A 12,502-nucleotide genomic window follows, 5' to 3' on the forward strand; every position below is an offset into this window, starting at 1 on the left:
GTCTCACTCCGGGTCATGGCAGACGGCTTCGACATTGTTGCCGTCGGGATCGAAGACGAAGGCGCCGTAGTAGTTCGGATGATAATGCGGGCGCAGGCCCGGCCTGCCATTGTCCTTGCCGCCGGCGGCAAGGGCAGCGGCATGGAAGGCATCGACCTCGGCGCGGCTGCGCGCGGTGAAGGCGACGTGCTGGTGGGCCTTTTGCCCCTCCTTGCCTTCCTGCAGCCAGAACACCGGCCGATCGCGACCGTAGCCACCGACCTTTTCACCGCCGGTGTATTCCAGCGGCACCATATAGAGCAGGGAAGCACCAAGCGGCGCCATCGCCTTGTCGTAGAAAGCTTTCGAAGCCTCGAAATTTGCAACGTCGATGCCGAGATGGTCGATCATGGAAATGCCTCCCTTGCTGGTTCACGTGCTGGCACTTCGGCACCGGCCAAACCGGCCTCGATCACGATGTGCTGGCAGACATTGTCGATATCGCGAATGACGTCGTCGTTCCAGAAACGCAGGATAGTCCAGGCCAGAGCCTCAAGCTTGGCTGCTCGCGCGGCGTCAGACGCTGAAATCTCATGAGAAGCGTGCTGGGAGCCATCCAGCTCGACGATCAGCTTCTTGTTGGCGCAAGCAAAATCGACGATGTAGCCCCCTATCGGCATTTGACGTCGAAACGCCAGCCCCATGAGTCGGTGTGCGCGTATCTCATTCCAAAGCTTCAGCCCGGCGTCGGTCATAGCCTTGCGCGCATTGCCGCGATTGACGGGAGATACGTGATGATGGGTCATCGCGAGGCGCCCCCCTCTGTCCTGCCGGACATCTCCCCCTCAAGGGGGGAGATCGGCAGCTTCGCCGACGGCGCCCAATCATCGACGTCCGCTATTGGCGAAAGCCGAAATGACGTCCAATCTCCCCCCTTGAGGGGGAGATGCCCGGCAGGGCAGAGGGGGGTGCTTGGCGCTACCCTCACCGCTTGACCTCCCACGTCGTCACACGTTCGCCGGTGGCCGGATCCTTGCCGTCCTTCAACTGTACACCTTGTACCAAAAGCTCGTCGCGGACACGGTCGGCTTCGGCCCAGTTCTTGGCAGCGATAAGAGCGAGACGATTGGCGATTGCCTTGGCGACCTTGTCTTCGTCGACCTTTGCCGAGGCGACATCGAAGCCGAGGAACAGCAGTGACGCCTTCAGCGCGACGGCGGCTTCGTTGCCTTCCGCGGCCTCGCTGGCCAACTGGGTCAGCACCTGGAAGGCGGCATAGGTGGCGAGATCGTCCGACAAGGCATTGATCACCTCCACCGGCAACTGCCCTGCCGCAGGCGCCAGATCCGCCGCGCGTTTCCACTTGCGCAGCGTGTTCTCCGCCTCCTCCAGCTTGCGCACGGAGAAGTCGATCGGCTCGCGGTAGTGCGTCATCAGCATCGCCAGCCGCAGCACCTCGCCGTGCCAGCTGCGGCCGCCGAAGGTCTCGGTCTCCAGCAGTTCGTGGATCGAGTAGAAATTGCCGAGGCTCTTCGACATCTTCTGCCCTTCGACCTGCAGGAAGCCGTTGTGCATCCAGACGTTGGCCATGACTGATGTGCCGTGGGCGCAGCGCGACTGGGCGATCTCGTTCTCATGATGCGGGAAGATGAGATCGAGGCCGCCGCCATGGATGTCGAACACCTCGCCGAGATAGGCCGCCGACATGGCCGAGCATTCGATGTGCCAGCCCGGCCGGCCCCTGCCCCACGGGCTCTGCCAGCCCGGCTCTTCCGGCGATGACAGTTTCCACAGCACGAAATCGCCGGGGTTCTTCTTGTGCGCATCGACAGCGATGCGGGCGCCGGCCTGCTGTTCGTCGAGATTGCGCTTCGACAATTGGCCGTAGTCCGGCATCGAGGCGGTGTCGAACAGAACTTCGCCTGCCGCGACATAGGCGTGGCCGCGTTTGATCAGGCTTTGAATCAAAGTGATCATGTCTGCCTTGCCGTCGGCGCGTGGCTCGACGAATTCGGTGGCGCGCGGCTCAACCGTCGGCTCAAGGCAGCCGAGCGTGGCGACATCCCTATGGAACTGGTCGGCGGTCTTTTCGGTCACCCGCCGGATCGCTTCGTTCAGCGACAGCTTTCCGGCCGATATCTCGCTACCGAAATCGCGCAACGCACGCGCGTTGATCTTGTCGTCGACGTCGGTGATGTTGCGCACATAGGTGACATGCGTCTCGCCATAGAGATGGCGCAGCAGGCGAAACAAGACGTCGAAGACGATAACCGGCCTGGCATTGCCGATATGGGCGAAGTCGTAGACGGTCGGGCCGCAGACATACATGCGCACATTGAGCGCATCGATCGGAACGAAATTCTCTTTCGTGCGCGTCAGCGTGTTGTAGAGGCGCAGGCCCTGCGATGCGTCGGACATTCCATGCCTTCCCGGTTCAGAACTTTTTATCTGGATGGAGCCAGTCCCGCGCCGAGGCGCAAATCAGACTCCAGCCTGCTGGCCGGGGCGTTTGTCCACTCTGGGGAAAGATGAGGCGAAAACGTCCGGCCAGCGCGAGGCTAGCCAATAATGCAAATGCCACAAATGGCGAAAGACGTTTTCATGGGCGGCTTTATCGCCTTGGTCAGTGTTGCCGTCAAGCCGCTGCTTCCAAGAAAAACGCCGTGAAGATTGGCAAACGCGTCGCTCGATCACGCGGAATCAGGCAGTGAAACATTTTATTAAACATGTCGGCACAGTCATGAAACATTCGCCGGCTAGATCACCAAACGTCACGATTTGGTCGGATTCGACGGTCAAACGCGAACACGAAAACGTTACCTGGGAAGAGAACATGCCTCGAAGCAAGCAGGAAGCCACCCGCGCCAAGCAACCGGCGCTGGCCAGCCACTATCGCGCCATCGGCCCGGCCGCGATCGTCGCCGCCCTTCTTCACACCGCGAAGAAAAAGAAGCCGGCGCCGAAGATCGTATCGCCCCGCGCTGCCTGAAACAGGGTGCGGCCGGCGCCAGAGGCGCCGGGCATGAGGCGCTCACATCCGCCTCGAAATAGCGGTATCCTCTAAAACAACGTCATCTGACTGTCGTTCGCGCCAGGCTTCTGGCGCCTGGCCTTCTCGGGCTCCGGCCCGATCTCGCCCCTCAGCTGAATCTCCGGGCCGGTGTTGACGACCTTGTTGACAAGGTCCGAGACAGGGATAGCCTCGAAGAAATCGAGTTGCGCCGGCCGCAGCAGGTCGGCGACATCGCGCGGCTCCAACGTGCGGCAATCCAGCCAGCGGGCAAAATCCCGGGGATCGACCACCACCGGCATCCGGTCGTGGATGTGGGCGATGTCGGCATTGGCGTTGACCGTCAGGATGGCGCCGGTGTCCATTTCCGAGCCGCCCGGCTCGGCATAGGTCTCGATCAGGCCGGCAAAGGCGACCAGGCCGCCATGCCTGGGCCGGATCCAGTAGGGTTGCCCCTTCTTGCCACCGCTCTGCCGCCATTCGTAGAAGCCAGACGCCGGCACCAGCGCGCGGCGATGGCGCATGGCGGCCTTGAACGAGGCCTTTTCGATTGCGCCTTCCGAGCGCGCGTTGAACAGCAACGGAAACTCCCTGGTGTCCTTGACCCAGGCCGGAATGAGACCCCAGCGCACCAGCATCGGCTGGCGATCCGGCAAATTGGAGCCCGGCGCGCGTGGTGCGCCAGCGGTCGCCATCAGCACCGGCTGCGTCGGCGCGATGTTGTAGCGTGCCGGGAACTCCTCCAGCCCGGCCAGGCCGAGAAAGGCGGCGGTCTGATCCGGTGTGGTGGTCAAGGCAAAACGTCCGCACATGATCGATTGCTCCTGCCTCCGAATGGTCCCGCCAGAAAGTGACGATGGAACAGCCGCACTGCAACCGCTAAAGCTGTCCGGCGCTGACCGTCCACAGCGGGCTGTGGCGGTCGAACGATTGGGAGCCATGAGCGATACACGAAAGATACTGCCGGCGGTCTCGGTAGCCGTGGTGCGTGGCGACACCGTGCTCTTGGTCAAGCGGGCACGGCAACCTTCGCAGGGTCTCTATGCCTTTCCTGGCGGCAAGGTCGAGCCCGGCGAGACACTGGAGGAAGCCGCCAAGCGCGAGCTGCACGAAGAGACCGGTTTGCGTGCCACCGGTTTTCGCCCGCTTCGGGAAATCCATATCGACGGCACGGAAGATTCCCACCCGGTCGATTACCGCCTCACGGTCTTCGGCGCCGCCTATGCAGGCGGCGAGGCCGTGGCCAGCGACGATGCCGAGACAGCTGCCTTCTACACGCTCCGCGAGATGACGGCGCTGCCGCTTGTCGGCTCGGTGTTCGCGCTGGCGGAAGATCTGCTTGGCCGATCGTCTGGTTCCCCCTAAAGCCGCTGGATTCCCAGCCGCCGCGCCGGAAACGCCTTGCAGGCGACAAATTGTTTGGCCACATAGACTTATGAGCCGCGCTCCTTTTCTTGTCGCTTTGTGCCTTGCCGCCAGTACGGTCGTGGCCGTGCGGCCGGCGTTCAGTGCCGAGTCGCCGTTCGAGCCGGGGCTGATGCGGCTGGCGGAGGTGCTGGGGTCGCTGCATTTCCTGCGCAATCTGTGCGGCGAGAAGGGCGACCAGTGGCGTGGCGAAATGGAAAAACTGCTCGATTCGGAAAATCCGGATCCGGAGCGTCGCGCCCGCTTCATCGCCAGCTTCAATCGCGGCTATCGTTCCTTCGGCGGCACCTATACGCAGTGCACCGCTTCAGCCACGGAAGCCATCAGCCGTTATATGAAGGAAGGCGAGACGCTGTCGCGCGATATTGCCTCGCGCTATGGCAACTGATGCATGTCGCGTAAGCAGCCCAGTTTTGGCGACACAACATGCATAAGAGCAAAAACGTAAAGCGCGTCGCCTGCATCCATGTCGATGCGGCGCGCCTCAGGCAATCCATCAACAGATATCCGGGCGATCGCCGGTCATATCAGACAAATCTGGCTTGTAGCGGTCTGGGTCTTGGTGCAATCCTGTTGTTGCACTTCTGCAACAACGTTAATCAAACGTTACCGCGAGAATGTGAAATTAACTCAAACTGAAGGTTTTCGCCCCGCGGGCCGGCCTAATCGGCTAAGTTTGATCCGAGTTGAAACGCAGCTTCGCCAAACACAGCCGCCTGCTGTAAAAGACGATCAAAAAAATGTCGTATTTACAGATACTTACTTAGGGCTGCGTGTAAACGGAACAGATCAAGCCTGATCCGCACTGATGGATCGCTGCTTGAAAGGGTGGACATCGCTTATGGAACATGGTGTCAACGACATCGACGCGCTGGTCAGGGAAGAAAAACGCCTGACGGCGGTGGAAAGCCACAGCGAAGCCTGGGCCGAGGGCCTTTCCGCCGGCATCGAGCCCGAGATCATTGCCGAAGCGGCGCTCGAGACCGCATTCGGTGAAATGCTGCGCGCCAATGGCGAGACGTCGGCCCTTGCCCTGCTCGACCGCATGCGTGAAAAGGTGATTGCTGGCGCCTTCGAACCCGAGCGGCTGCGGCACTGAACCGACATCCGGTTCTTTGACGATCGAGTGCCGTTTGGGCATCATGCCCGGGAGCCAAGGAGATACGGGCAGTGAATTTTCCGATGTCAGGCGGGCCGCAGGGCCTAGTCCTCTACATCCGTCTCGCCGCTTGCTGTGCTGCGATTGCCTTTGTGACGTGCCTGGCAAGCAGCCCGGCCTATGCGCTGAGCGAGATTCAACGCGAAGAGCTTCCCTCGCCTGTCACACCGTCAGCGGATGATGACGTCTCGTCGCCCGGCGGCTCGATTCCCATGCCCGACCCGGTGGGAACGCCGCCTTCGACCGGCCAGCAGCCGGCCGCTCCGGACGCGGCGGAGCCCGACAGTCCAGCGGATGGCGGCACCAACAGGCCGCGTGTCGATCCCGAGGCGCCATTGCCCGAGGTGGCCTACGACCTTAGCAAGCTGCCCGAGCCCGTGCGGCGCATGCATGATCTGATCATCGAGGCCTGCAGGAGCGGCGACATCGAAAAGCTCCGGCCCCTGATCGGCAAGGGCGACAGCATGACCCAGCTGTCGCTGGCCGACATCGATGGTGACGCCATCGCCTTCCTCAAGGGGCTATCCGGCGACCCTGACGGCCAGGAGATCCTGGCCATACTGGAGGAAGTGCTCAGCGCCGGCTATGTCCATGTCGACGCCGGAACAGCCAAGGAACTCTATGTCTGGCCGTATTTCTTCGCGCTGCCGCTGGACAAGCTCGACGCCAAGCAGCGGGTCGAGTTGTTCAAGATCGTCACAGCCGGCGATTTCGACGACATGAAGCAGTTCGGCGCTTATATTTTCTATCGCGTCGGCATCACGCCCGCTGGGCAGTGGACCTTCTTCGTCGCCGGAGACTGAGGGGGCGGCGGCGCGCCCACCCGAACCTTCGGTCCAGCCTCTCAAGGGGAGTTTGAGGCTCTAGGCAGGCAACGCCTCGGAAAACTCCACCGCCCTGCCCTGCCCAGGCGTGACGATTTCGCCTTCCCACATCACCCGGCGGCCGCGCACGATGGTGCCGACCGGCCAGCCGGTCACTTCCTTGCCGTCATAGGGCGTCCAGCCTGCCTTCGAACCGGCCTGCGCATTGGTGATGGTCTCGCGCCGCTTCATATCGACAACCGTGAAGTCGGCATCGTAGCCGGCTACGATGCGGCCTTTTCTGGCCATGCCGAAAATACGCTGCGGCCCGTGGCTTGAGAGATCGACGAAACGCTGCAAGGTCAGCCGGCCGGCGTTGACGTGGTCGAGCATGATCGGCACCAGCGTCTGCACGCCGGTCATGCCCGAGGGCGAGGCCGGGTAAGGTTTTGCCTTTTCGGCCAGCGTGTGCGGTGCGTGATCGGAGCCGAGCACGTCGACTATGCCTTGCGCGATGCCGTGCCAGACGCCATCGCGGTGGCGGGAGGCGCGCACCGGCGGGTTCATCTGGATCAGCGTGCCGAGCCTGGGATAGTCGTCGGCGCTCAGCGTCAGATGGTGCGGCGTCGCTTCGCAGGTCGCGACGTCCTTGTGCTGTTCGAGGAACAGGATCTCCTCCGCGGTCGAGATGTGCAGGACATGGATGCGTGCGCGAACGTCGCGCGCGATGCGTACCAGCCGTTCGGTACAACGCAAGGCGGCGATCTCGTCGCGCCAGACCGGATGCGACGACGGATCACCCTCGATCCGCTCGCCAAGGCGCTCGCGCAGCCGGAACTCGTCCTCCGAATGAAAGGCCGCACGGCGGCGGGTGTTGCGCAGAATCGAGGCGACGCCTTCGTCGTCCTCGACCAGCAGGTCGCCGGTGGACGATCCCATGAAAACCTTTATTCCCGCTGCACCCGGCAGCCGCTCAAGCTCGCCGACATCGCTGGCGTTATCGCGGGTACCGCCGACCCAGAACGCGAAGTCGCAATGCATGCGCCCGCTGCCGCGCCGCACCTTGTCGGCCAGCGTTGCCTCGCTGGTGGTCAGCGGGTTGGTGTTTGGCATCTCGAACACCGCGGTGACGCCGCCCAGCACCGCCGCCCGCGAACCGGTCTCCAGATCTTCCTTGTGCTCCAGTCCCGGCTCGCGAAAATGCACCTGGCTGTCGATGGCGCCCGGCAGGATGTGCAGGCCGCGGCAGTCGATCGTCTCGCCGGCCGAGGCCTGGCGGAGATCGCCTATTGCGGCGATGCGTCCATTCTTCACGCCGACGTCACGTGCCCCTTCGCCGTCATGGTTGACCACTGTGCCGCCTGTCAGGATGAGGTCGTAGGTCATGGCCATGCTCTCTTGCGGGGGGAGTGTCAGCGGCTTACGTAATGGCCAACCGTTTTGCAAGATCAGGCCTTTATCCCCCATGCCCTTTGCCCTGCTGAAAGACCGCGCGCTCATCTCCGTCTACGGCCCGGATGCCGAGCACTTTCTGCAAAACATCCTGACCACCGATCTCGATACGCTCGGCGCCGGCGAAGCCAAGCCTGGCGCGCTGTTGACGCCGCAAGGTAAGATCCTGTTCGACTTCCTGATCTCGCGTGCCGGCGAAAACGCCTTCCGGTTAGAATGCCGGGCCGACATTTCAGATGATTTCATTCGCCGGCTGATGCTCTACAAGCTTCGCGCCAAGGTCGAGATTGCCAAGTCGGAACAGTCGCTTGTCGCTGTTGGGTGGGGAAAGGAGTCAATCGCCTCAGAAAATGATTCAACCGCGTTTGCCGACAGGCGCTTTGCCAAGCAAAGCGTCACGCGCACCTATGCCGGCATTGCGGACGCCGGCGACATCGCTGCATGGCAGGCCTTGCGCATCGCCCACGGCATCGCGGAGAGCGGTACCGATTATGCGTTGGGCGACGCCTTCCCGCATGACGTGCTACTCGACGAGACCGGCGGCGTCGGCTTCAGGAAAGGCTGCTATGTCGGCCAGGAAGTCGTCTCGCGCATGCAGCATCGCGGGACCGCCAGGCGGCGTGTGCTGATCGTGCAGGCTGGGCTTGCCCTGCCCGCCTCCGGCACCGAACTCACCGTCGAGGGCCGGCCGGTCGGCACGCTCGGCTCGAGCGCCGGCGACATCGGGCTTGCCGTTGCCCGCATCGACAGAGTCAAGGCGGCACTCGACGCCGGCCAGCCGATCCTGGCCGGCGATGTTCCGGTGAGGCTGGCCATTCCCGCCTGGGCCAAATTCAGTTTTCCCCAGGAAACCGTCAGCGCGGAGGAAGCCTGATGGCGGCGGATCGCGCCGGTGCGCCGCCGCGTGCCTGGCAGCGCATGCTGTCCGGCCGCCGGCTCGACCTGCTCGACCCCTCGCCGCTCGACATCGAGATTTCGGACATTGCCCATGGGCTCGCCCGCGTCGCCCGCTGGAACGGCCAGACCAGCGGCGAGCATGCGTTTTCGGTCGCCCAGCATTCACTGCTGGTGGAGGCGCTGTTCAACGATCTGGTGCCTCAGGCTTCTGCCACCGACCGGCTCGCCGCGCTGCTGCACGATGCGCCTGAATATGTCATCGGCGACATGATCTCGCCGTTCAAGTCGGTGATGGGCGGCAGCTACAAGGACTGCGAATTGCGCCTGCAGCGCGCCATCCATCTGCGCTTTTCGCTGCCGCCCGAACCGGCCGCGGCGCTGCGCAGGGACATCAAGCGCGCCGACCAGATCGCCGCCTATTTCGAGGCAACGCTGCTTGCCGGCTTCTCGACCGCCGAGGCGACCGAATTCTTCGGCCGTCCGCGCGGTTTCTCCGCCGAGCGTTTCGATTTCACGCCGCGCTCGGTGACCTGGGCGCAGGATGCCTTCCTGAAGCGGTTTTCGGCGCTTGAGAAGTCGCGGCATCCAGTTGCAACGTCGGCGGTAGGGTAAAGAACGCTAAATTAACCGGAAACGGCAACAGTGTGGTGTTCGATCACGCACCGCAGGCGCGCCTCATGCCCGTCGTGGATGTCAAGGATGGTTCGATCGCCCCGGAGTGGGTGGCCGAAGGCGTGGAGCGCCCGCGCCGCATGGAAGACGAGCTGCGCGAACAGAACGAACGCTTTTCAGCTGCCGTCGAGAACATGTCGCATGGGCTATGCATGTTCGACGCCGACGAGCGCATGATCATCTGCAACGGCAACTACCTCAACATCTTCTGCCTCGACGCCAGGCTGGTGCGACCGGGCATCCACTTCATCGACATCCTGCGCCACAGCGTCGACATCGGCATCGCCTCGCAAAGCGCCGACGAGCTCTACGCCATCCGCAAACCCTATATCGACCAGGCGAAACCTTCGACCTACGAAGAGACGCTGTCGGATGGTCGCATCATCAACATCTCGCACCGTCCGCTGGCCCTGGGCGGCTGGGTCTCGATCTACGAGGACATCACCGAACAGCGGCGCGCCGAGCAGGACCTCAAGGAGCAGCATCGCCGTTTCGACGCGGCACTCGCCAACATGTCGCAAGGCCTGCTGATGTACGATGCCGACGGCAGGATGATCGTGCGCAACCGGCGTTTTCTGGAGCTCTACAACGTCACCGCGGCGAACTTCCCGCTTGGAACGACGCATCGCGACGCGCTCGAAAAACTGCTGGAGCTCGGCATCTACCAGAAGATCGACGTCGACAGCGAAGTCGCCAAGACCGAGGCCTGCCTGGTGGCGGCAAAAATGCACGAGGCCTATCGCCATCTAATCGACGGCAGGACGATTCTGGTCACGCGCCAGCCGATGAGCGGCGGCGGCTGGGTGGTGACCTTCGACGACGTCACCGAACGTCGACGCACCGAAGAGCGCATGATCCATCTTGCGCATCACGACACGCTGACCGGACTGCCAAACCGCTCGATGTTTCGCGAACGGCTCGACCTGGCACTGGAGGATGCCGCGGCACCGCCGTTGGCGATCTTCTCGCTCGATCTCGACCGCTTCAAGGCGATCAACGACACCTGGGGACATCCCGCCGGCGACTGGCTCTTGAAAAACGTCGCCGAGAGGCTGCAGCGTTGCCTGCGCAATGAGACAGACGTCGTCGCCCGCTTCGGCGGCGACGAGTTCGTCGTCATGCAGTTCAACTCCAGGGGCATCGCCGATGCTGAAAAACTGGCGAAGCGCATCGTCGAGGCCATCGCAAAACCGTTTCGCGACAAGAGCCGGGATATGCATATCGGCATCAGCCTGGGCATCGCTGTTTTCCCCGAAGATGGCCGGGACGCCGACACGCTGCTGAAAAACGCCGATACGGCGCTCTACCGAGCCAAGAGCGAAGGGAGAAACCTCTATCGCTTCTTCGAGCCCGCGATGGACGCCATAGTGCAGGCCCGGCGGGCGCTCGAAGTCGACCTCGACGCGGCACTGCCGCGCCAGGAGTTCGATCTCGATTTCCAGCCCATCATGAACATCGCCTCCGGCGAGATCATCGGCGCGGAGGCCTTGATGCGCTGGCATTCCCCTGCGCGCGGCACTGTCGCGCCGGACGCGTTCATTCCCGTCGCCGAAGAGACCGGACTGATCGTGCCGCTCGGCGAATGGGCGCTGAGGAAGGCCTGCGCGGCAGCGGCAAGCTGGCCTCCCGGCCTGCGCATCGCGGTCAATGTCTCGGCTGTGCAGCTCAAAAGCGGCGGGTTTGCCAGCAGCGTCATCTCGGCGCTGGCCTTTTCCGGGGTGCCGGCCGGACGGCTGGAGCTGGAAATCACCGAAACCGTGCTGATGGACGAGAGCAAGGCCGTGCTGAAGACGCTACGACAATTGCGCGATCTCGGCATCCGCATCGCGCTGGATGATTTCGGCACCGGCTATTCCTCGCTCGGCTATCTCAGGCGTTTCCCGGTCGACAAGATCAAGATCGACCGCTCCTTCATCCGCGACATGGGCAATCGCGACACGGCGGCGATCGTCCGCACCATCATCGGGCTCGGCAACGAGCTTGGCATTGTCGTCACCGCCGAGGGCGTCGAGACCGAGGTACAACTCGACATTCTGCGCGACAATGGCTGTGAAGAGGCGCAAGGCTATCTGATCGGCGTGCCGTCGAAGGCAGCGGACATCCAGCGTCTGTTGAAGGCGCGTGCGCTACACAGCCAGACCGGCTGACGACATCGGTCAGTTCAGCGCTTCCAGGTATTTCTGGTGGAAGCTGACATAGCCCGACTCGACCACCTTCAGATGCCGCTCGATCAGCGTGTGAAACCGCGGCAATTGGTGAAACGGCACGCCGGGGTAGGCATGATGCTCGGTATGGAAGGGCATGTTCCAGGCCAGCTTGCGCACAACCCAGTTGGTCAGTGTGGTTCTCGTATTCTCCAGCATGTTGGCCACGAACGGACAGCGGCCGTGCTCGGCGAGCAGATAGAGGCGCAGAAAGGGCTGCCCCAGCAGTGCGGGAATGACCCAGATATAGAAAAGTACAGAGAGCCGGAAGTAGACGGCGAACAGAAAGACGACGGCGTAGAAGGCAATCATGGCGCGCGCTTCGGCCCGCACCTTGGGCCGGCCTTTCGGCGGCACATAGCTTTCCTGGCTGCAGCCAACCGCATTGGCATAGAGCGTCTTGAGATGGCCCCACCACAGCGGGATGCCGGAAACGTGCACGAGATATTGCCTTAGCGTTTCCGGCTTGGGAAAGGCGAGCTCCGGATCGTTTTCGGGGTCCTGCGTGAAGCGGTGATGGGCGAAATGGAAATAGCGGAACCAGTCGGCCGGCAATGCCAGCGCCAGGCTGCACACCCGCGCCACGACTTCGTTCAACCACAGCGTGTCGAAGGCGGTGCGATGAACCGTCTCGTGCAGCAGCGTGAACAGGAAGACGATCAGGATGCCTTGCGGCAGCATCAGCAGCGGCCAGAATGGTACTTTCGCGGCGATCAGCGATCCGATGATCACAATCGCCCCCCAATGGGCGCCGAGCTGAACGAGACCGGCAGCATCGGACTTGGCGGTCAGGCGACTGCGCTCTTCCGGGGTAAGTGACGCGATGATGTCGCGATGGTCCATCGGTTCGATCCAGGCTTGCAATTTGATGAGACCCACTCTAGCTGGTGAAAAAGCTTTC

The 12,502-nt window shown here is 62.7% G+C and carries 14 protein-coding genes; 8 read left to right on the top strand and 6 right to left on the bottom strand.

What is annotated here, in order from left to right; genetic code table 11:
- Positions 1-3: 3 nt before the first annotated feature.
- The 3 genes from ACWGS8_RS25530 to cysS all read right to left on the bottom strand — a co-directional run bounded on the left by ACWGS8_RS25530 (position 4) and on the right by cysS (position 2,397).
- Positions 4-390 (bottom strand): VOC family protein, encoded by a 387-nt coding sequence (locus tag ACWGS8_RS25530; RefSeq protein ID WP_454583508.1) that lies wholly within the window; start codon positions 388-390, stop codon positions 4-6.
- A complete protein-coding gene (locus tag ACWGS8_RS25535; protein ID WP_454583509.1) occupies positions 387-785 on the bottom strand; it encodes an endonuclease domain-containing protein in 399 nt (132 codons plus the stop codon). Before ACWGS8_RS25535 ends, ACWGS8_RS25530 begins: the two co-directional genes overlap by 4 nt.
- Positions 786-963: 178 nt before the next feature.
- Positions 964-2,397 carry a cysteine--tRNA ligase gene (cysS, locus tag ACWGS8_RS25540; RefSeq protein ID WP_454583510.1) on the bottom strand — a complete coding sequence of 478 codons (1,434 nt, stop codon included), beginning with the start codon at positions 2,395-2,397 and terminating at the stop codon, positions 964-966.
- A gap of 322 nt (positions 2,398-2,719) precedes the next feature.
- Between cysS and ACWGS8_RS25545 the strand changes: the two genes are divergently transcribed.
- Positions 2,720-2,968 carry a hypothetical protein gene (locus ACWGS8_RS25545; RefSeq protein ID WP_454583655.1) on the top strand — a complete coding sequence of 83 codons (249 nt, stop codon included), beginning with the start codon at positions 2,720-2,722 and terminating at the stop codon, positions 2,966-2,968.
- Positions 2,969-3,039: 71 nt separating this feature from the next.
- Here ACWGS8_RS25545 and ACWGS8_RS25550 read toward each other — a convergent pair whose 3' ends face one another.
- Positions 3,040-3,801: an SOS response-associated peptidase gene (locus ACWGS8_RS25550; RefSeq protein WP_454583511.1), complete on the bottom strand. Its 762-nt coding sequence runs from the start codon at positions 3,799-3,801 to the stop codon at positions 3,040-3,042.
- A 127-nt stretch (positions 3,802-3,928) separates the two neighbouring features.
- On the opposite strand from ACWGS8_RS25550, the gene ACWGS8_RS25555 reads away from it, so the two are divergent.
- From ACWGS8_RS25555 to ACWGS8_RS25570, 4 genes are all read left to right on the top strand, one after another.
- The gene (locus tag ACWGS8_RS25555) at positions 3,929-4,354 is read left to right on the top strand and encodes an NUDIX hydrolase (RefSeq protein WP_454583512.1); all 426 of its coding nucleotides are present in this window, start codon (positions 3,929-3,931) and stop codon (positions 4,352-4,354) included.
- A gap of 70 nt (positions 4,355-4,424) precedes the next feature.
- Complete coding sequence (locus ACWGS8_RS25560; RefSeq protein ID WP_454583646.1) at positions 4,425-4,802, top strand: TIGR02301 family protein; 378 nt, start codon at positions 4,425-4,427, stop codon at positions 4,800-4,802.
- A gap of 453 nt (positions 4,803-5,255) precedes the next feature.
- Positions 5,256-5,513, top strand: a complete 258-nt coding sequence (locus ACWGS8_RS25565) for a hypothetical protein (protein WP_008874920.1) — start codon at positions 5,256-5,258, stop codon at positions 5,511-5,513.
- A 71-nt stretch (positions 5,514-5,584) separates the two neighbouring features.
- Positions 5,585-6,376 carry a hypothetical protein gene (locus ACWGS8_RS25570; protein WP_454583513.1) on the top strand — a complete coding sequence of 264 codons (792 nt, stop codon included), beginning with the start codon at positions 5,585-5,587 and terminating at the stop codon, positions 6,374-6,376.
- Between the two features lie 60 nt (positions 6,377-6,436).
- On the opposite strand, the gene ACWGS8_RS25575 is transcribed toward ACWGS8_RS25570, so the two are convergent.
- On the bottom strand, positions 6,437-7,768 hold the full coding sequence (locus ACWGS8_RS25575) for a dihydroorotase (RefSeq protein WP_454583514.1): 1,332 nt from the start codon (positions 7,766-7,768) through the stop codon (positions 6,437-6,439).
- Positions 7,769-7,841: 73 nt separating this feature from the next.
- Here ACWGS8_RS25575 and ygfZ point away from each other — a divergent pair, with 73 nt between their 5' ends.
- From ygfZ to ACWGS8_RS25590, 3 genes are all read left to right on the top strand, one after another.
- Positions 7,842-8,702 carry a CAF17-like 4Fe-4S cluster assembly/insertion protein YgfZ gene (ygfZ, locus tag ACWGS8_RS25580; RefSeq protein WP_454583515.1) on the top strand — a complete coding sequence of 287 codons (861 nt, stop codon included), beginning with the start codon at positions 7,842-7,844 and terminating at the stop codon, positions 8,700-8,702.
- On the top strand, positions 8,702-9,337 hold the full coding sequence (locus tag ACWGS8_RS25585) for a hydrolase (protein ID WP_454583516.1): 636 nt from the start codon (positions 8,702-8,704) through the stop codon (positions 9,335-9,337). The genes ygfZ and ACWGS8_RS25585 overlap by 1 nt, the downstream gene beginning before the upstream one ends.
- Before the next feature lie 65 nt (positions 9,338-9,402).
- Positions 9,403-11,544: a putative bifunctional diguanylate cyclase/phosphodiesterase gene (locus ACWGS8_RS25590; protein WP_454583517.1), complete on the top strand. Its 2,142-nt coding sequence runs from the start codon at positions 9,403-9,405 to the stop codon at positions 11,542-11,544.
- Between the two features lie 9 nt (positions 11,545-11,553).
- Here ACWGS8_RS25590 and ACWGS8_RS25595 read toward each other — a convergent pair whose 3' ends face one another.
- Positions 11,554-12,444: a fatty acid desaturase family protein gene (locus tag ACWGS8_RS25595; protein WP_454583518.1), complete on the bottom strand. Its 891-nt coding sequence runs from the start codon at positions 12,442-12,444 to the stop codon at positions 11,554-11,556.
- Positions 12,445-12,502: the final 58 nt, after the last annotated feature.

Source organism: Mesorhizobium sp. 43Arga (assembly GCF_053714255.1).